Genomic DNA, 17,545 nt, shown 5'->3' with positions numbered 1-17,545 from the left:
CTTCAGGGCGCGGAAGCCACCGAGGCACCCGCGGCGCTGAACGGCCGCGCCGCGTACACGACGCGCCCGCCCACCACCGTCATCAGCGATGTCGTCTTGCCGATGCGCTCCAGCGGCACGGCGAAGAAGTCCTGATCGAGCACCGCGAAGTCTGCGAGCTTGCCCACTTCGAGCGTGCCGCGCCTGTTCTCGTCGAAGCTGAACCACGCGCTGCCTTGTGTGTAGAGGCGCAGCGCCTGCTCGCGTGTGGGCGTCTCGTCGGCACCGCGCATGGCCTTGCCGCTCACCGTCTTGCCGTCGAGCATCCACTGCAGCGCGACGAAGGGGTTGTACGAGGCCACGCGGTGCGCGTCGGTGCCGGCGCCCACGTTCACGCCGGAGCGCAGCGCGGTGCCTATGGGCGGCATGCGCCGTGCGGCCTCGCCGCGCATGGCGAGCGCGCGGTCGCCCTGGAAGTACATCGCGTCCTGCATGGTCCAGCCGATGCCCAGCGCCTTCATGCGCGCGAGCGTCTGGGGCGAGGCGTCGTCCAGGTGGGCGATGGACCAGCGCAGGTCCTTGATCGGCACCTCGGCGTTCAGCTTCTCGTACAGCCCCAGCAGGTGGTCGACCGAGCCGTTCTCCTGCCAGTGGATGGTGACGGCCAGCTTGCGCTGCGCGGCCCATTTGACGAGCTCGTAGAACTTCGCCTTCGCAGCCTCGTCGGGAAAGTTGTTGTTGTACATCGCGAGCGTCACGCGTTCGCCCAGGCCGTTGAACTTGAGCATGTCGTCGCCGAAGCCCATCGGCAGCATCTGCGTGAGATCGCGAAACTCCTGCAGCTCGGCGCCCGGCTTCTGCGCGAACACGCTGTAGGCCACGCGCAGCGTCAGGGCCTTCTCGCGCCACAGCTCGAACAGCGCCGCGTACTGCGATGGCGCGATGCTGAAGCCGCCCGGGTCCACCAGCCCGGTGATGCCGAGGCGGTTCAGCTCGGTGAAAAAGGCGCGCGTGCCGGCCACGTTGTCGTCGTAGGTGGGCTTGGGCAGCTTGTCGAAGAGCGCCGAGATGCCGACGATGTCGCCGCTCATCCAGCCCGGCGCGCCGTCGGGCGTCGGCTTCATGCCCGCGGGCAGCGTGCCGGGCGCGACGCCCAGCGCTTCCAGCGCCTTGGGTGTCATCACCACCGCCTCGTAGAAGAGCTGCACGTACACCGGGTTGTTCGGCGCGGCCTCCTGCAGCTCGGCCAGCGTGGGGCGGCGGCGTTCGGCGAACTGCTGCTCGGTCCAGCCGCCGGCCACGATCAGCCAGCCGCCGGGACGCGCGTTCGCCGCGGCGACGCGAATGCGCGCCATCGCCTCGGCGATGGTGCCGGCGCCGATCCAGTTGACTTCGGTCGAGTAGCTCAGCGCAGCGCGCACCGCGTGCATGTGCGAGTCGATCAGGCCCGGAATGACGGTGCGGCCGCCCGCGTCGACCGTGCGTGTCGCGGGGCTCGTGAAAGCGCCCATCTGCGCCGCGCTGCCCACGGCAACGATGCGGCCGTCGCGTACGGCGATGGCCTGCGCCATGGTGCCAGCGGCGTCGAGCGTGGCGATCTTCGCGTTGGTGACGACGAGGTCTGCTGGTTGTGCCTGCGCGGCAGCGGGCAGCAGCAGGCTGGCGGCGATGGCCGCCGCCGAAAGGAGTGCGCGTGCCATGTCAGTCGACCTTGATGCTGGCGGCCTTCACGACCTGTTGAGCCTTCGCCGTCTCGTCGACGATGAACTTGTTGAACTGCGCCGAAGGCATGGTGAACGGCTCGGCGCCCAGCTTCTCCAGCCGCTCCTTCAGATCGGGCGACGCCATGATCTTCGCGACCTCGGCCTGCAGCCGGTCGACCACCGGCTGTGGTGTCTTCGCGGGCGCGAACAGGCCGACCCAGAACAGGTACTCGGAGCCCGGTACGCCGGCTTCCACAGTCGTCGGCGCGTTGGGCAGCGCCGACGAGCGCTTGCCCGTGCCCACGGCCAGCGCCTGCAGCTTGCCGGTCTGGATCAGCGGCAGGGCCGACACCATGGGCGCGAAGAACCAGTCGACCCGCCCGGCCATCACCTCGGTCATGGCCTCGGGCGTGCCGCGGAAGGGCACGTGCTGCGCGTCGACGCCGGCCGCGAGGCGGAACACCTCGGCGTTCATGTGCGTGGCCGAACCGTTGCCGGCAGAGGCGTAGTTGAAGCCACCTGGCTTGGCCTTCGCCTTGGCCACGAGGTCCTTCACATCCGCGAAGTGAGAGGGCGCCGTCACCAGCACGTTGGGCAGGCTGGCCATCGGCGTGATACCGGTGAAGTCCTTGATGGTGTCGTACGACAGGCCCTTGTAGATCCACGGGTTCACTAGGTGGCCGGCCGAGTGCACCAGCAGCGTGTAGCCGTCGGCCGGCGACTTGGCCACGATGGCCGCACCCAGCGTGCCGCCCGCGCCGGGCTTGTTGTCCACGATCACGCTGGTGCCCAGCGCGGGCCCGAGCTTCTCGGCCACGAGGCGCGCGACGATGTCGGTGCCGCTGCCTGCCGTGAAAGGAACGACCAGCCTCACCGCCTGCGTGCCGGGCCACGGCCCTTGCGCGTGCGCGCCCGTCAGCGCGCAGGCTGCGAGGGCTGCCGCCATCGCCAGCGTCTGGCGGCGGCTCCGGTTGAAAGTCTTCTTCATGCGTCTTGTCTCCGTTGATCTATTTGGTTGAGCGATGAATGACCGGGAAAAAGAGAAGGGGGCCGTGCTACGCCGGCGGCGCGTTCGGCATCACCAGCGCCACCAGCACCGGCCGGTTGCCGCGGTTCTCCAGCTGGCGCTTCTCGCCGGGCGCGAAGCGGCAGCTGTCGTAGGGGCCGAGCACTTCTTCCTGGCGCGTGCCGTCGATCTCGCCGACCACGTGCAGCTGGCCCTCGAGCACGAGGTAGAGCTTTTCCATCGGCGAGCCGTCGAGGCCGGTGTGGCCGCCGGGCAGGATCTGGCTCATGCCCATCCACATCTGCGTGGAGGGGCCGGCTTCCTTGCCCTGCAGGCGCAGGCAGCGCATGTCGAAATGGTTGGGCGCCTCGTAGTGCGGCGCCTCGCTGAAGCGGGTCACGTGCATGGGGTGTGCTCCGGAAAGGAAAGGACTCAGGGGCGCAGCACGACGCGGTCGGTGCTGCCCGAGAGCACCAGCCGGTAGGCGTCGTGCGCCTCGTCGAGCGTGAAGTGGCGCGCCACCGGAAAGGGCTTCAGCGTGCCGCGCTCGAAGCCCTCGCGCATCGCGTCGAGTTGCGCGGTGCTGGCAATGCAGTCCATCGCCAGCGAGTCGATGCCCACATAGGTGTGCATGCCCCGGTAGAACGCGAAGATGTCGAAGGGCACCGCGCGGTCGTGCGTGGCGATGAAGATCTGCGTCGCGCCCTTGGCCATCGCCTTGTTGGCGGCCTCGAAGTAGGCGCTGCCCACGGTGTTGTAGACGATGTTCGCGCCGCGTCCGTCGGTGAGCTCGCGCACCTGCGCGCCCACTTCGGCGTGGTGGCGCGCGTCGATCGTGTCCACCGGCCCGGCCGCGAAGCCCTGGAAAGGGCCGGCGTGTCGGTGCACCGCGATCACGCGCGCGCCGGCCTGGGAGGCGAGTTGCACCGCCGCCTGCCCGACCTTGCCGTTGGCGCCCAGCACCAGCACCGTCTGGCCGGCCTGCGGCATGCCGCTGCGTCGGAAACCCTCGTAGGCGGTGACGAAGGGCACACCGACCGCGCCGGCCTCGTCCATCGAGATGCCGCGGGGCTTGGCGCGCAGCGCCTGCTCGGGCAGCACCAGGTAGCGCGCATGCGAGCCGTCGCGCGTGATGCCCACGTCGCCGCCGGAGCCGTAGACCTCGCGGCCGATCCATTCCGAAGGGCCGCTGACCACGGTGCCCGCGAAGTCGCGGCCCGGCGTCCGGGGCCAGACCGCCTGCGGCATGATGCCCAGCGTGGCCTTCACGTCGCTGGGGTTCACCGCGGCGGCCGCGACGCGCACCACGGCATGGCCGGGCGGCGGCACCGGCTCGGCCTGCGGCGCCGCTTCGAGCCGCAACGCGTCGAGGTCGGCGGCTTTCTCGTTCACGCGCAGTGCGCGCGAGCTGTGGGCGGGGTGCATGGCTGCTGCGCTCATCGTTCAGCTCCTCGCATCGGGCAGGCCCAGCATCGCGCGGGCCTCGCGCGGGTTGGCGACTTCGCCGCCCAGGCTCACGAGGACGTCGCGCGCCTTCGCCACCAGCTGCGAATTGCTCTCGGCGAGCACGCCTTTCTCAAGGTAGATGTTGTCTTCCATTCCCACGCGCACGTGGCCGCCCAGCAGCCAGGCCTGCGCGACGATCGGGAACTCCATGCGCCCGATGCCGAAGGCGCTCCAGAAGGCGCCGCGCGGCAGCATGTTGCGCGCATAGAGCAGCGTCTCGGGCGTGGGCGCGAAGCCGTACTTCACGCCGAGAACGAAGGTCCACATGGCGGGGCCCTCGAGCGTGCCGTCGGCGATGAGGTCGAGCGCGAGGTTGATGTCGCCCGAGTCGAAGATCTCCAGCTCGGGCTTCACGCCCGCCTCGCGCATCACCTTCGCCATGCGCCGCACGTTCTTCGGCGTGTTGATGACCACGTCGGGGCCGGAGTTCATGGTGTTCAGGTCGAGCGAGCACACGTCGGGCCTGATGAGCGCGATGTGCTCCACGCGCTTCTCTGGCGGCAGCAGCGTGGTGCCGGGCGCGGCGATCTTCGGGTCGTCCTCGCTGGGAATGAAGCGCCCGCCGGGGCCGGTCGTGAGGTTGACGATCAGCTCGCGGTTGCCGCGGCGGATGCGGTCCACCACCTCGCGGTAGAGCTCGACTTCCATCGAGGGCCTGCCGGTCTCGGGGTTGCGCACGTGGATGTGCACCTGGCTCGCGCCGGCCTCGGCGGCGGCCAGGCATTCGTCGGCGATCTGCACCGGCGTGATCGGCAGGTGCGGCGTCTGCTCCGGCTTCACGAGGTTGCCCGTGACGGCGCAGGTGATGAGTGTCTTGGTGGTGCTCACAGGTGGCGCCCTCCGTCAACCACGATGCGCGTGCCGGTCACGAAGCGCATGGTGGTGGCCAGCGCCTCGACCGTGGCGGCCACGTCCTCGGGCTGGCCGATGCGGCCCAGCGGCGTGGTGCCGGCCATCTTGCTGGCGAACTCCGCGCCGCGCCCCGGCACGAAGCCCGATTCCACCGCGCCCGGCGAGACCGACACCACGCGCACGACGGGTGCCAGCGCCTTGGCCAGCGCATCGCCCACCACGTCGAGCCCGGCTTTGGCCGCCACGTAGGCGAGGTTGCTGCCCACGCCCGTGAAGCCCGCGATGGACGAGATGTTGGCCACGAGGCCGTCGCCGCTCGCCTTCAGCAGCGGCGCGAAGGCGCGGATGGTGGCGAACACGCCGCGGAAGTTGGAACGGACGATGTCGTCGATGAGCTCGTCGGTCAGCGCGTCGAGGTCGGCGGCCGGCACCGGTTTCGTGTGGCCCGCGCTGTTGACCAGGATGTCGCAGCGTCCGAGCATGGCCTTCACCTCGGCCGCGGCGGCGACGAGGCTCGGCGTGTCGACGATGTCGGCGCGGATCGCCGCATGGCGCTGGCCGCTGGCCGAGGGCAGGGCGGCCGCGCGGGCCGCGGCGTCGTCGCCCTTGCGGTGCAGCAGCACGCAGGTGGCGCCCAGCGCGGCGAGGCGCGTGGCGGTGGCGTAGCCGATGGCGCCTAGGCCGCCGGTGATGACGGCGACCTTGCCGTCTAGTCTGGAGACTGGGTCGAAGCTCATGGGTGTGGTGCGGAAGAGTTGATTCAGGGAATGGGTGGGCGGGGAAACTTCATCTCGCCGGGTTCGAGTTCGAAGTCGTGGTGCAGCGAGGCGCTCTTTCCGTCAGGAGCGAGCGCGAAGCGGCCGATCAAGCGGCGTGTCACGCCGAAGGTCGGGTCGCTCTCCAGGTTCTCGTCGTCATCGGCGAACACCTGCGTGATGAGCACCTTGTGTCCCGGCTTGCTCACCATGAAGTGCAGGTGCGCGGGCCGGTTCGGGTGGCGCTTCTGCGCGCGCAGCAGCACGCCGCAGGGGCCGTCGGTCGGCACCGGGTAGCCGGCCGGGCGCACGCTGCGGAAGTGGAAGCGGCCCTCGGCGTCGGTGGAAAAGCGCCCGCGCAGGTTCATGTCTTCCTGCGACGGGTCCTGGTTCTCGTAGAGGCCGACCGGCGAGGCCTGCCACACGTCGACGGTGGCATCGGCCACCGGCCGGCCCTCGTGGTCGCGCACCGTGCCCGTCACCTCGAGCGGGGTGCCCGGCGTGCCCGAGCGCGCGATGCTCTCGCCCTGCGCGCAGGCCGGCGCGTTCGCGCGCCAGAAGGGCCCGAGCAGCGCGGCCGGCGACTCGCCCTGCGGGTCCTGGTTGTTCTGCAGCGCGACCACGGTCGACACGCCCAGGATGTCCGCCGCCAGCACCACCTCGTTCTTGGTCTCGCCGGTGGCCTGGCCGATGGCGACGATGAATTCGAGCGCCTGCTCGAACTCTTCTTCCGTCAGCTTCACTTCCTGGACCAGCGCGTGCAGGTGGCGCGTGACCGCTTCCATCACGGTGCGCAGCCTGGAGTCGGGCGTATGTCTCATGGCGTCGAGCACGTGGCCCAGCACCGAGTGGGGGGAGGTGGCGATGTTCATGGCAAGTCTTTGCAATCGTTTGCACGATATTAGTCCAAATCGCCGAAAAGTAAAATGACGGCAATCCGGGGTGTCTGAATGGCAGAAAGCCGCCTGAAGCCACTGCACCCGGTGACAATCGTTTGCATCAATGAGCGCCAACCAACCCGCCCCGTCCTCACCCGTCACCATCCGCGACGTCGCCCGCGCCGCCGGCGTGCATGTGTCCACCGTCTCGCGCGCGCTCAGCCCCGAGAAGCGCTCGCTGATCAGCGAGGAGGTGCTGCGCGTGGTCGAGGAGGCGGCGCAGCGCCTGGGCTACCGGCCCAACCGCGCGGCCTCGGCGCTGCGCACGGGGCGCACCCACACCATCGGCGTGCTGGTGCCCGACATCACCAACGCGGTGTTTCCGCCGATCCTGCAGGGCATAGAGGCCAGCGCCGCAGCGCGCGGGTATTTCGTGTTCGTCACCAACGTGGTCGACCACGCGCTCGCGCGGCCGGTGCTGGAGCGCATGCTGGCGCAGCGCGTCGACGGCGTGGTCATGGCCACCGCCACGCGCGACGATCCGCTGGTCGACTTCGTCACCAAGGCGGGCATGACGGCCGTGCTGGTCAACCGTGCCGACGAGACCGGCCGCCTGCCGGCCGTGGTGAGCGACGACCGGCTCGCGATGAAGCTCGCGGTCGATCATCTCGTTGCGCTGGGCCACAGGCGCATCGCGCATCTCGCGGGCCCGCAGACCATTCCCACCGGCGTGGGCCGCCGACTGGGCGTGGAGCAGGCCTTGCGCGACCACCGCATGAAGCCCTTCCGCGTGGTCGAGTGCGCGAGCTACAGCCGCGAGGCCGGTGCCGAGGCGATGAAGCAGATGCTCGCGGCCGGAGCCGCGCCGCAGGCCGTGGTGTGCTGCAACGACCTGGTCGCGCTGGGCGCCTACGACGCGCTGCGCGAGGCGGGCCTGCGCGTGCCGCAGGACATTTCAGTCACCGGCCACAACGACATGCCGCTGGTCGACATGGTCGACCCGCCGCTCACCACCATCCGCCTGCCGCACCGCGAACTCGGCTGGCGCGCGGCCGAGATGCTGTTCGAGGAGATCGACGGCCATTCGACGTCGGCCTCGACCGTGGTGCTGCGCCCCGAGCTGGTGGTGCGCAAGTCGACCGGCGCGCCGGCCGGCACGCGCTGAGCCGCGGCGGGCCTACCACCACCAGCGGGCGATGTCGTCGCTGAACCCCATGTAGAGCAGCACCAGCGTGACCAGCGCGACGATGCACTTGGCGTGCAGCGACATCTTCGGCCTGGGCGCGAAGTCCGCCGCGCTGCCGACGAAGTGCACGCCGCAATGGGGGCACTGCCGCACCTTGCCGTAGATCGGCTCCTTGCAGCGCGGGCAGGGCACTTCGTCCGGACCGGGCTCCGGCGGTGAGCCGCCCGTGCGCTGCTGCCTCTCGCGTTGCTGCTGCAGCCTCGCGCGGCGCTCGCGGTGCGCGGCCAGGTCGATGGGGTCGTTGGGCTTGTCGGACATGCTCGGATGAAAACAGGCCCTAGCGTACAGCGCGCGGCGCGGCCTTCCTGCGCGCGGCGGGACGGCGCGGCGGCTTCGCCTCCAGCACCAGCTCGGCCGGCAGCGTGTCGTTCCACGACTCGGTGAAGTAGGCGCGGTCGCTGGGCACCAGCTGGGGCAGCGCCTCGCGCAGCAGCGCCAGCGATTGCTCGGCCGCCTTCAGGTCGCCGGCATGCGCCGCGTACCAGGCGTGCTCGAACAGCAGGCTGCAGTGCTGCAGGCCCGGATAGCGGCGGCGTCCGGCCTGGTGGTCGGCCAGCCGCGCCTGCGCCACCTGCACCCAGCGCGTCGGCCAGTTGGTCGCATCGAAGGCATCGGCGAGCGGGCCGGCCAGCTTCGAGATGGCGGCCGGGTCCAGCGGCTTCTGCGCGCGGAACTGCGCGAGCGTGGGCTGCTGCTCGGGCCGGCAATGGCCGCGCGCGATGCGCATCAGGTAGATCGCGTTCCACGCCGAACGGCCCTGGCCGTCGGTGTGGCCGCAGAGCCATTCGCTGAAGGCGATCCACTGCACCGCGCGGCGTGTGGTGTCGGTGTTGCCGTCGTGCGCCAGCGCGGGCAGGTCGGAGAGGCCCACGCGGTCGAACAGCCACGCGGCCATGCCCATGTTGGCGGCCACGTGCTGCGCCGCGTCGAAGGAGTGCGACTCGAAGGCTGCCGCCAGCGCCTCGCCGAAGCGTTGCAGCGACTCCTCGGCCAGCGCGGCAGCGGCGGGCTTGTCGTCTGCCGACAGCGTCAGCGCGCGCGAGCGGCAGGCCAGCGCCCACAGGTTGCACCACTCGAAGCGCACGTCGGGGTGGTGGCGCAGCACCAGTCCGCGCACTGCGTCTTCGGCCATGCCGCTCAGCAGCGACTGCGCCAGCGGCAGGTCGCGCGCGGTGTAGGCGCACCACGCGGAGACGATGCACTCCATCGCGCCGAGGTAGTCGCTGCCCGCCACGTGGTGCGCGAGCCGCTGCTTCTTGAGCGCCTGCAGCCGCCGCCGCGCCTGTTCGTTGTCGCCGAGCCGGCGCCACAGCATGGCCTCGTTGAGCGTGACCAGCGCGCGCTGGAAGTCGGTGGCCGCCAGCGTGCCGGCGAGGCGGATCGATTCGAGGGCGCTGCCGCCCAGGTTCTCGCCCGCCTTCTCGCCAGCGACGGGCGCCATCAGCCGCCCCTGTCGTGCCGCCTGCTGCGAGGCGACGAGCTGCTTCCAGAAAGCCGCGTCCTGCAGGTGCACCGCATCGGGCGGCGGCGAACCGGCAGCCTGCTGATGCCTGCGGGAGCGCAGTCCGAGGAAGGACGCGATCTCGGTGGCGGTGGCCGCGCGGCCTTCCACCAGCACGCGCACGCGCTTCGCCTCGGCGGCGGGCAGCCAGAAGGGGCCCTGGCTGCGCCGCTCGGCGTTCAGGAAGCGGGGCTCGCGTTGCGTGTCCTCGCCCCAGCCGGCGTCGATGCCCCAGGTCTTGAAGTCGCGAAACGCACGGCTCACGACCATGCGCAGCGTGCTGGCGTCGGACACCTCGCCGCGCAGGTCGGCCAGCCGCACGACGCCGGCGTCGGCCTCGTGGGCGTGCTGCATGCGCACCAGCAGCCACAGCGACTGGAAGGCCGCGCGCCTGCCGTTCACCGACTGCGGCGAGGTGAGCTCTATGGAAACGTGATCTGCGTGTGGGGCTGGCTTGGGCACGCCCCCGATTTGAACCTCAAAACGGGGGCGTTACCTGAAGAGAGATGCCGGCGACGGAAAGGCTTCGTGCTCAGTAGCGGTGCTCGTCCAGCAGCCCGGGCACTTCGCTGCGCCCGATGCCCAGGTCGCGCAACTCGTGCTCGCTCATGCCGGCGAGGTGCCGCGAATCGGCGCGTGCGCGGCGGCGATTCACCACGCGGCGGCGCCAGCCGCGCAGGGCATGGATCAGGCGTTGATGAAAGGACGTTGGCTTTGGCGCATTCACGATGGGCTCCTTGGTTGGTGCGCTCATCTTCCCGCCGGGCGTGATATTGTGGAAGTTGAGAATTCTGAGCCTGGCAATCAGGCTTCCTGATACCAGCACTGCCCATGCGACAGCTCAACCTCGACCAACTGCGCACCCTCATCGCGATCGTCGACCTCGGCACCTTCTCGGCCGCCGCCCAGGCGCTTCACCTGGCTCAGCCCACGGTGAGCCTGCACATCAGCGAGCTCGAATCGCGCCTGGGCGCGCCGCTGGTGGTGCGCGGCAACCGGCGCATCACGCCGACGGCGGCAGGGGCCGCGCTGGTGGAGCGCGGGCGCAAGCTGCTGCGCGACACCGACGACGCGGTCGAGGCGGTCAAGCGCCAGGCCGAGGGGCGCATCGGCCGCGTGCGGCTGGGCACATCCACCGGCGTGCTGGTCGACCTGCTGCCGCAGGTGCTGGAGGCGCTGGGCGCGGAGCACTCCGGCATCGACGTCGAGGTGAGCATCCGCGGCTCCTACGAGGCCATGGAGCGGCTGGCGGCGGGCACGCTCGACATCGGCCTGGTCGCTATTCCGCAGCCGCCGCTGCGCGGCATCGTCGTCACGCCTTGGTGCGAGCAGCCCATGATGGCCTTCGTGCCGCGCCGCTGGAAGGCGCCGAAGCGCGTCACGCCCGCGTGGCTGGCGGCGCAGCCGCTGATCTTCAACGAGGCGACCACGCACATGTACCGCCTCACCATGGAATGGTTTGCCGCCGCCGGCTTCGCGCCGCGCGCGCGCATCGAGCTCAACTACGACGCCGCCATGCGCAGCCTGGTGGCGGCCGGCTACGGTGCGGCGCTGCTGCCGCTGCAGCAGTCCACCGACATCGCGCCGGGCAACGACCGCATGCAGGTCCTGCCGGTGAGCCCGAAGCTCACTCGCCGCGTGGGTATCGCGCACCGCCAGCATGCGCTGCTCGACGGCGCGACGCTGAGCGTGCTCGAGGTGCTGAAGACCTTCAGCCAGGCCTGACCGGCGGCCTGTCGGGTGTCAGGCCCCGTCGGGCTTGCGCATGCCCAGCGAGAGGATCTCGTTGGCGTTGACGATGGCAGTGGCGATCTCTTCCGTTGTCGTGCGCTTGCTCATGGCCTGGTCGCGGATCAGGTCGTAGGCCTGGCCCTCCGACACGTCGTGCGTCTTCATCAATATCGCCTTGGCCTCGGCGATGCGGCGCTGCCCCAGCAGCTTGGCCTCGACCTTTCGCAGCCGCTTGGCCAGCGAGCGCGCCTCCTTGTGCGCCTCGCGCGCCACCACCAGCGCCGAGAACAGCCCGAACGAGCGCACCGGCGACGGCAGCACCGCCTTGGCGCCGATCTCCAGCACCGCCTCGATGATCGTCGGGTTCTCGTAGGTCACCACCGCGATGATGGCCGGCGCGTCCTCGCTGCGGGTCCACTCGAAGCGCAGGTTGATGAAGTCGGGCTGCACCGCCATGAAGGCCACGTCGATGCCCTCCGGCAGCACCTGCACCGGCGGCCAGAAAGCCTGCACCTGGCAGCCGATGCGCTGCAGCTGCTGCGTGAGCTGGCGGCCGTCGCTGTCGTCGGGGTGGATCACCGCGATCTTCAGCAGCCGCAGCTCCTTCAGCTGCGGCGGGGTCACGCGCAGGGTGTGCCGTTTTGGAGCCGGGCCTTCCACGCTCAGGCCTCCAGCGTGTCGAGCTTGGCGGTCCAGTCGCCCAGCGAATGGGTGACGAGATAGGGGTCCGGGTACACCGCCCGCGTGGCTTGCCGCACGATGGTGAACTGGCCGTGCGCATCGACCCGGCCGATGCGCGGGTACAGGCAGGTGTGGTGGTTGGTCGGGTCGATCTTCACCAGCCCCTGCGGCGCGTCGAACTCGCTGCCCAGGATGTGCGGAAGGATCTCCGCGATGCCATCGCTGCCCGCCTGCCGGTAGGCATTGGCGAAGATGTGCATCTGGAAGTACGAAGCCTCCCAGCACAGGTTGGGCACGCAGCCGTCGCCGAAGCGCGCGCGCAGCATCGCCAGGCAGCGCCGGTTGGCGGCCGAGTCGATCGACTGGAAGTACGGCGCCGCCGTGAAGTGCCCGGTCGCCACGCCGTGGCCCATCTGCGAGATCTCGGCCTCCGAGGTCGTGAGGCTGGCGATGGGCATGGTCTTCGGGTCGAAGCCGGCCTCGGCGTAGGCGCGGTACAGGCTCGCGGTGGAGTCGCCCACCACGGTCGAGAAGATGAAGTCGGGCCGCTTGTCGCGGATGTCGTCCATGATGGCCCGGTAGTCGCGCTCGCCCGCGTCCAGCGCCACGTAGCGCTCGCCGAGCTTCTCGCTGCCGGGGCGCTGCATCACCAGCTCGCCCATGATGCGGTTCGACTCGTAGGGGTAGATGTAGTCGGAGCCGATCAGGTACACGCGCGCGCCGAAGTTCGTGGTCATGAACTCGGCCAGCTGCACGCTGTTCTGGTTGGGCGCGGCGCCGGTGTAGATCACGTTGCCCGAGTACTCGAAGCCCTCGTAGAGCGTCGGGTAGAAGAGCAGCTTGTTCCACTTCTCGATGACCGGGATCACGGCCTTGCGGCTGCTCGACATGTAGCAGCCGAAGATCACGTTCACGCGGTCCTGCACGATCAGCCGCTCGGCCAGCACGGCGTAGCGCGCGGGGTTGGACTGCGGGTCGTAGCGCACGGCCACGATCTCGCGGCCGTCCACGCCGCCGGCCGCGTTGATCTCCTCGATGCCGAGCAGCGCGCCCTGCAGCTGCGAGAGTCCGATGGTCGATGTGACGCCGGTTTCCGAATAGAGGATGCCGACGCGTATGGGGTCCTTGTCAGCCACGCTGAAGTCTCCTGGGGTGTCGGGTCATCATAGTCTTCAGTCGGCGGTGTCAGTGGGCGGCGGCGAGCCGTGCGCTCATGCGCGCGAGCCGGGCGGGCAGGCTGCGCGCGTCGTCGGCGATGCAATAGTCGCGCCAGCCGAAGATGCGCCGTACATAGACGTCGGCCGCGCCGTCCACCGCGACGCAGGCGGCGCGCACGCCTGCATCGCGTGCCTCGGCGACGGCCTGGCGGGCATCCTCGATCAGGTAGCGCGCGTCGTGCACGTCGATGTCGGAGGGCGCGCCGTCGGTCACCAGCAGCACCGCGCGCTGGCCCGGCGGCTCGGCGCGCATCAGCGACGTGGCATGGCGCAGCGCGGCGCCCATGCGGGTCGAGTAGCGCCCGCGCAGCGCGCCGATCATGGCGCGCGCCGGCGCGTCCAGCGGCATGCCCGATTCGAGCAGGCGGTAGTAGTAAACCTCGGCGCGCGTGTTCGACGAGAAGCCGTGGATCGCGAGCCGGTCGACGCCGCGCGCGTTCGACGCGGCCAGCATCAGCGCGGCCTGCTTCTCGATGTCGAGCAGCGAAGCCGCATGCGGCCCCGGGTCGTTGGCGGAAGCCGACAGGTCCAGCAGCACCAGCACGCTCGAAGGGCGCGGGCCCTTGCCCGGGCGCATGAACAGGCGCGCATCGGGCCGCAGCCGGAGGCGGCGGTCGACCAGCACCTCGATGGCCGCATTCAGGTCGATGTCGTCGCCTTCCCATTGCCGGCGCAGGCGGTGCGTGCGGTCGAGGTGCCGCGCGCGGGGCAGGGCGAGCGGGGCGATGCGCTCGCTGCCGGGCGCTGCCTGCTCGCGCGCCGGCAGCAGGCCCTGCCATGCCGGCAGCTTCTCGATCACCGTGCACCAGTCGGGGCGCAGGCGTTCGAGCCTGCGGTCCCATTCGGGATACGTGTAGCGGCCGAGCTCGATGTCGCCCACGGCCTCCGGGGGAGGGACGCTGCCTTCGTCCGGCGCATCGGAAGGCGATGGCGACGGTGGCGGCCGTGCGCCCGCTTGCTGCAGCGCGATGGCTTCGTCGGGCGCCGCATCGGTTTCGGCGAAATCCCACAGGTAGCTGTTGTCGTCGCGCCAGGGCGCGGGCACGACGTAGTCGCGGGGCTCGAAGCGCACGCGCATCTGGCCCAGGTCGTTCGCGAAGATCGAGGCGATGGCACGGAAGGCGTCGTAGTCCTCCAGGCCCGCGCCGGCGGCGGTCTCCTCGAACAGGCGGCGCGCCTTGTTCACCCAGTGGTTGTCGTCCTGCGAGGTGGGCAGCAGCAGCAGGCGGTCCATGCGCGAGACGAGCGCGGCGAAGCCCAGGTCGAGCGCGTCGGGCACCGGCGGCAGCGACGCGGCGAACCAGCCGTGCAGGCCGGGGAAGTCGCGGCACAGCAGCCGCTCGACGCGTGCATCCTCGATGGCCGAGACGATGGCGATGCCCATGGGCCTGAGCGCGTGCGCCGGGCGCGCGGGCTGCGAGTGGCGCAGGTGCGCGACCGCATGCGCGACCATCGCGCGGCGAAGGCCCGGCCCGGTGGCGCTCTCCGGCAGCAGCAGCTTGCGACCGGTGAGCACGGCGCGTGCGCCGGCCAGCGCCTGCACTTCAACGTCGATGCCGGCCAGGCCGCGCGCGAGCAGCGCCAGCGCACCGAGGCCGCCGTGCCCTTCGCTCATCCGAACTGCGCCTCGACGAAACCCTGCAGCGCGCTCGCCATGTCGGGGTCGTCGGTCAGCGCGCGCGTCATCGTCATCTCGCAGCTCTCGCGCGGCGTCACGCCGTCGCGGATCAGCACGCCCGCGTAGATCAGCATGCGCGTCGACACGCCCTCGTCGAGCCCGCGGTGCTTCAGCTCGCGCGAGCAGCGCGCGATGGCCACCAGCTTCGCCGCGAGCTCGAGCTCGACCCCGGCCTCGTGCGCGACGATCTCCGCCTCGAGCGTGCTCGCGGGGTAGTCGAACTCCAGCGCCGCGAAGCGTTGGCGCGTCGATGGCTTCATGTCCTTCGCGCTGCTCTGGTAGCCGGGGTTGTACGACACCACCAGCTGGAAGTCGGGATGCGCATGCACCAGCTCGCCTTTCTTGTCCAGCGGCAGGATGCGGCGCGCGTCCGTCAGCGGGTGGATCACCACGGTCGTGTCCTGCCGCGCCTCCACCACCTCGTCGAGGTAGCAGATGCCGCCGTGGCGCACCGCGAGCGTGAGCGGTCCGTCGTGCCAGGCGGTGCCGTTGGCGTCGAGCAGGTAGCGCCCGACGAGGTCGGAGGCCGTCATGTCCTCGTTGCAGGCCAGCGTCACGAGCGGCCGGCCCAGCGACCACGCCATGTGCTCCACGAAGCGCGTCTTGCCGCAGCCGGTCGGGCCCTTGAGGATCAGCGGCATGCGGTGGCGGTAGGCCTGCCGGTAGAGCGCCACCTCGTTGCCCGCGGGCCGGTAGAAGGGCTCGGACTCGATGCGGTAGGCCGCGAGCGGATCGTGCACGGGTGCGTTCATGGCGTGGCGAGCAGTTCCTTCAGCGCGTCGTCGACGAAGCGGGTGTCGGCGGGGCTGCTGCCGCCGCCCGCGAAGTGGCCCCACACGCCCGGGATCGGGCGGCACTCGGCGTTCGGCATGTGCGACACCTCCCATTCGTTGTCGGCCGCGGGAAAGTACAGGTCGCGCTCGGCCGGCATCACGATGGCGCGGGCCTTGATGGCGCCGAGCGCTCTCTTGAAGTCGCCCTTGAACACCGGGTTGTCGCTGATGTCGCCGTGCTGCCACGACCACAGCATCGCCAGCAGGTTGTTCGCGTCCTTCTTCAGGAAGAAGCCTTCCCAGTAGCCGACCAGGAAGTCCTCGAGCGAACTGAAGCCCAGCTCGCGCCACAGCTCCTGCATGTAGAAGGGCTGCGACAGGCCCCAGCCGGCGTACACGCGGCCCACCGCGCGCAGGCCCCTTGTGGGCGGCGTGGTGTACCAGCCGCCGTTCCACGCGGCATCGGCCGTGAGCGCCGCCTTCACGCCCTCGAGGAACACGATGTTGTGCGGCGCCGTCTTCGCCGAGCCGCAGAAGGGTGCGATGCGCCGGACCATGTCGGGGTACAGGCAGCCCCACTGGTTGGTCTGCTGCGCGCCCATCGACCAGCCCACCACCAGGGCGATGCGCTCGATGCCGAACTTCTGCGTTACCAGCCGGTGCTGCAGCGTCACGTTGTCGTAGAGCGTGACGTTCGGAAAGCGCGAGAGGTCGTAGGGTTGCGGCGTGTTGCTCGGCGAGGACGACAGCCCGTTGCCCAGCATGTTGGGCACGATGATGAAGTACTTCGCCGGGTCGAGCGCCATGCCCGGGCCGATGAGCCACTCGTTGTCGTAGTGCTGCCCCGAATACCAGGTGGGGTAGACGATGACGTTGCTCTTGTCGGCGTTGAGCGTGCCGTAGGTCTTGTAGGCGAGCTTCGCGCCGCGCAGGGTGGCGCCCCGCTGCAGCACGACGTCGCCGAGCTCGAAGATCTCGTAGTCCATGGCGCGGCGGCTCAGCGATGCTTGGCCGGCTCGTTCGGAATGCCTTCGATCGGGCATTCGGGCGTGCCCACCGTGCTGCGCGTGAACGACTCCACCATCTCGCGCGTGCCCTCGGGGTCGTTGATCCACTTCGTGTAGAAGTTGTAGGGGCAGGCCGCCACGCCCTTGTCGCCGTCGCCGGAATTGATGGTGCCGGTGTAGCCGCGGTGCACCAGCTTGAACAGGTGGTTCTGCGACTGACCGTTGCGGCGTGCGTCGCGGATCAGGCCCATCGAGAGCTCGGCGTAGTTGATGCCCATCTCCTCCTCGCCGCATTCGCCCAGCGTGCGGCCGTCGAAGCCGATGAGCGCCGAGTGGCCGAAGTACGAGTACACGCCGTCGAAACCCGCCGCGTTGGCCACCGCCACGTAGGTGTTGTTCATGAAGGCCATGGCCTTCGACACCATGATCTGCTGTTCCTTGGCCGGGTACATGTAGCCCTGGCAGCGGATGATGAGCTCGGCGCCGCGCATCGCGCAGTCGCGCCAGATTTCGGGGTAGTTGCCGTCGTCGCAGATGATCAGGCTGATCTTCATGCCCTTGGGGCCTTCGCTCACGTAGGTGCAGTCGCCCGGATACCAGCCCTCGATGGGCACCCACGGCATGATCTTTCTGTACTTCTGGACGATCTCGCCCTTGTTGTTCATGAGGATCAGCGTGTTGTAGGGCGCCTTGTTCGGGTGCTCCTCGTGGCGCTCGCCGGTCAGCGAGAACACGCCCCACACGTTCGCGCGGCGGCAGGCGTCGGCGAAGATGGCCGTCTCCTCGCCGGGCACGGTGGCGGCCGTGTCGTACATCTCCTTGGCGTCGTACATGATCCCGTGCGTGGAGTACTCGGGGAACACCACCAGGTCCATGCCCGGCAGGCCCTTCTTCATGCCGACCAGCATCTCGCCGATCTTGCGGGCGTTGTCCAGCACCTCGGCCTTGGTGTGCAGGCGGGGCATCTTGTAGTTGACGACCGCGACGCCAACGCAATCGTTGCTGCTCGAAATATCACCGTGTCTCATGGGA

Annotated in this window: 18 protein-coding genes; 2 read left to right on the top strand and 16 right to left on the bottom strand. The window is 69.9% G+C overall.

What is annotated here, in order from left to right; translation table 11 throughout:
• Positions 1–2: 2 nt before the first annotated feature.
• The 7 genes from BMY35_RS03745 to BMY35_RS03715 form a co-directional block, all read right to left on the bottom strand.
• Complete coding sequence (locus BMY35_RS03745; RefSeq protein ID WP_093195674.1) at positions 3–1,679, bottom strand: amidohydrolase; 1,677 nt, start codon at positions 1,677–1,679, stop codon at positions 3–5.
• 1 nt (position 1,680) lies between these two features.
• Positions 1,681–2,670 carry a tripartite tricarboxylate transporter substrate binding protein gene (locus tag BMY35_RS03740; protein WP_093195673.1) on the bottom strand — a complete coding sequence of 330 codons (990 nt, stop codon included), beginning with the start codon at positions 2,668–2,670 and terminating at the stop codon, positions 1,681–1,683.
• A gap of 67 nt (positions 2,671–2,737) precedes the next feature.
• Positions 2,738–3,094, bottom strand: a complete 357-nt coding sequence (locus BMY35_RS03735; RefSeq protein ID WP_093195672.1) for a cupin domain-containing protein — start codon at positions 3,092–3,094, stop codon at positions 2,738–2,740.
• Positions 3,095–3,120: 26 nt separating this feature from the next.
• Positions 3,121–4,128 carry a quinone oxidoreductase family protein gene (locus tag BMY35_RS03730; RefSeq protein WP_256228161.1) on the bottom strand — a complete coding sequence of 336 codons (1,008 nt, stop codon included), beginning with the start codon at positions 4,126–4,128 and terminating at the stop codon, positions 3,121–3,123.
• Between the two features lie 3 nt (positions 4,129–4,131).
• Positions 4,132–5,022 (bottom strand): beta-keto acid cleavage family enzyme, encoded by an 891-nt coding sequence (locus BMY35_RS03725; protein WP_093195671.1) that lies wholly within the window; start codon positions 5,020–5,022, stop codon positions 4,132–4,134.
• The gene (locus tag BMY35_RS03720) at positions 5,019–5,783 is read right to left on the bottom strand and encodes an SDR family NAD(P)-dependent oxidoreductase (RefSeq protein WP_093195670.1); all 765 of its coding nucleotides are present in this window, start codon (positions 5,781–5,783) and stop codon (positions 5,019–5,021) included. The genes BMY35_RS03725 and BMY35_RS03720 overlap by 4 nt, the downstream gene beginning before the upstream one ends.
• Positions 5,784–5,806: 23 nt before the next feature.
• A complete protein-coding gene (locus BMY35_RS03715; RefSeq protein WP_093195669.1) occupies positions 5,807–6,673 on the bottom strand; it encodes a dioxygenase family protein in 867 nt (288 codons plus the stop codon).
• 130 nt (positions 6,674–6,803) lie between these two features.
• Between BMY35_RS03715 and BMY35_RS03710 the strand changes: the two genes are divergently transcribed.
• On the top strand, positions 6,804–7,844 hold the full coding sequence (locus BMY35_RS03710; protein ID WP_093195668.1) for a LacI family DNA-binding transcriptional regulator: 1,041 nt from the start codon (positions 6,804–6,806) through the stop codon (positions 7,842–7,844).
• A gap of 12 nt (positions 7,845–7,856) precedes the next feature.
• On the opposite strand, the gene BMY35_RS03705 is transcribed toward BMY35_RS03710, so the two are convergent.
• The 3 genes from BMY35_RS03705 to BMY35_RS03695 form a co-directional block, all read right to left on the bottom strand.
• Complete coding sequence (locus tag BMY35_RS03705; RefSeq protein WP_093195667.1) at positions 7,857–8,183, bottom strand: hypothetical protein; 327 nt, start codon at positions 8,181–8,183, stop codon at positions 7,857–7,859.
• A gap of 19 nt (positions 8,184–8,202) precedes the next feature.
• On the bottom strand, positions 8,203–9,888 hold the full coding sequence (locus BMY35_RS03700) for a hypothetical protein (protein ID WP_093195666.1): 1,686 nt from the start codon (positions 9,886–9,888) through the stop codon (positions 8,203–8,205).
• 70 nt (positions 9,889–9,958) lie between these two features.
• Positions 9,959–10,153: a YjiS-like domain-containing protein gene (locus BMY35_RS03695; protein WP_093195665.1), complete on the bottom strand. Its 195-nt coding sequence runs from the start codon at positions 10,151–10,153 to the stop codon at positions 9,959–9,961.
• Between the two features lie 104 nt (positions 10,154–10,257).
• Between BMY35_RS03695 and BMY35_RS03690 the strand changes: the two genes are divergently transcribed.
• Positions 10,258–11,151 (top strand): LysR family transcriptional regulator, encoded by an 894-nt coding sequence (locus tag BMY35_RS03690; protein WP_093195664.1) that lies wholly within the window; start codon positions 10,258–10,260, stop codon positions 11,149–11,151.
• Positions 11,152–11,169: 18 nt separating this feature from the next.
• Here BMY35_RS03690 and BMY35_RS03685 read toward each other — a convergent pair whose 3' ends face one another.
• From BMY35_RS03685 to BMY35_RS03660, 6 genes are read right to left on the bottom strand one after another with little or no spacing between them, the layout of a single operon-like run.
• Complete coding sequence (locus BMY35_RS03685; RefSeq protein WP_256228249.1) at positions 11,170–11,787, bottom strand: ANTAR domain-containing response regulator; 618 nt, start codon at positions 11,785–11,787, stop codon at positions 11,170–11,172.
• 32 nt (positions 11,788–11,819) lie between these two features.
• A complete protein-coding gene (locus tag BMY35_RS03680; protein WP_093195663.1) occupies positions 11,820–12,974 on the bottom strand; it encodes a transporter substrate-binding domain-containing protein in 1,155 nt (384 codons plus the stop codon).
• A gap of 49 nt (positions 12,975–13,023) precedes the next feature.
• Positions 13,024–14,670 (bottom strand): nitric oxide reductase activation protein NorD, encoded by a 1,647-nt coding sequence (locus BMY35_RS03675; protein ID WP_093195662.1) that lies wholly within the window; start codon positions 14,668–14,670, stop codon positions 13,024–13,026.
• Complete coding sequence (locus BMY35_RS03670) at positions 14,667–15,485, bottom strand: CbbQ/NirQ/NorQ/GpvN family protein (protein WP_093195661.1); 819 nt, start codon at positions 15,483–15,485, stop codon at positions 14,667–14,669. The genes BMY35_RS03675 and BMY35_RS03670 overlap by 4 nt, the downstream gene beginning before the upstream one ends.
• The gene (locus BMY35_RS03665; protein WP_093195660.1) at positions 15,482–16,492 is read right to left on the bottom strand and encodes an alpha/beta fold hydrolase; all 1,011 of its coding nucleotides are present in this window, start codon (positions 16,490–16,492) and stop codon (positions 15,482–15,484) included. Before BMY35_RS03665 ends, BMY35_RS03670 begins: the two co-directional genes overlap by 4 nt.
• Positions 16,493–16,503: 11 nt before the next feature.
• Positions 16,504–17,541, bottom strand: coding sequence for an aliphatic amidase (locus BMY35_RS03660; protein WP_093195659.1), 1,038 nt, complete (start codon positions 17,539–17,541; stop codon positions 16,504–16,506).
• Between the last annotated feature and the right edge of the window lie 4 nt (positions 17,542–17,545).

The organism is Variovorax sp. YR750, assembly GCF_900109805.1.
Taxonomy (GTDB): Bacteria; Pseudomonadota; Gammaproteobacteria; order Burkholderiales; family Burkholderiaceae_C; genus Variovorax; species Variovorax gossypii.
The sequence above is the reverse complement of the archived record's forward strand: the minus strand, read 5'-3'. Positions and strand labels throughout refer to the sequence as shown.

Bases quoted from the DNA above. Each gene is read 5' to 3' on its own strand.
- BMY35_RS03745 (WP_093195674.1), bottom strand. From the start codon at position 1,679: ATGGCACGCGCACTCCTTTCGGCGGCGGCCATCGCCGCCAGCCTGCTG.
- BMY35_RS03740 (WP_093195673.1), bottom strand. From the start codon at position 2,670: ATGAAGAAGACTTTCAACCGGAGCCGCCGCCAGACGCTGGCGATGGCG.
- BMY35_RS03735 (WP_093195672.1), bottom strand. From the start codon at position 3,094: ATGCACGTGACCCGCTTCAGCGAGGCGCCGCACTACGAGGCGCCCAAC.
- BMY35_RS03730 (WP_256228161.1), bottom strand. From the start codon at position 4,128: ATGAGCGCAGCAGCCATGCACCCCGCCCACAGCTCGCGCGCACTGCGC.
- BMY35_RS03720 (WP_093195670.1), bottom strand. From the start codon at position 5,783: ATGAGCTTCGACCCAGTCTCCAGACTAGACGGCAAGGTCGCCGTCATC.
- BMY35_RS03715 (WP_093195669.1), bottom strand. From the start codon at position 6,673: ATGAACATCGCCACCTCCCCCCACTCGGTGCTGGGCCACGTGCTCGAC.
- BMY35_RS03710 (WP_093195668.1), top strand. From the start codon at position 6,804: ATGAGCGCCAACCAACCCGCCCCGTCCTCACCCGTCACCATCCGCGAC.
- BMY35_RS03705 (WP_093195667.1), bottom strand. From the start codon at position 8,183: ATGTCCGACAAGCCCAACGACCCCATCGACCTGGCCGCGCACCGCGAG.
- BMY35_RS03690 (WP_093195664.1), top strand. From the start codon at position 10,258: ATGCGACAGCTCAACCTCGACCAACTGCGCACCCTCATCGCGATCGTC.
- BMY35_RS03675 (WP_093195662.1), bottom strand. From the start codon at position 14,670: ATGAGCGAAGGGCACGGCGGCCTCGGTGCGCTGGCGCTGCTCGCGCGC.
- BMY35_RS03670 (WP_093195661.1), bottom strand. From the start codon at position 15,485: ATGAACGCACCCGTGCACGATCCGCTCGCGGCCTACCGCATCGAGTCC.
- BMY35_RS03665 (WP_093195660.1), bottom strand. From the start codon at position 16,492: ATGGACTACGAGATCTTCGAGCTCGGCGACGTCGTGCTGCAGCGGGGC.
- BMY35_RS03660 (WP_093195659.1), bottom strand. From the start codon at position 17,541: ATGAGACACGGTGATATTTCGAGCAGCAACGATTGCGTTGGCGTCGCG.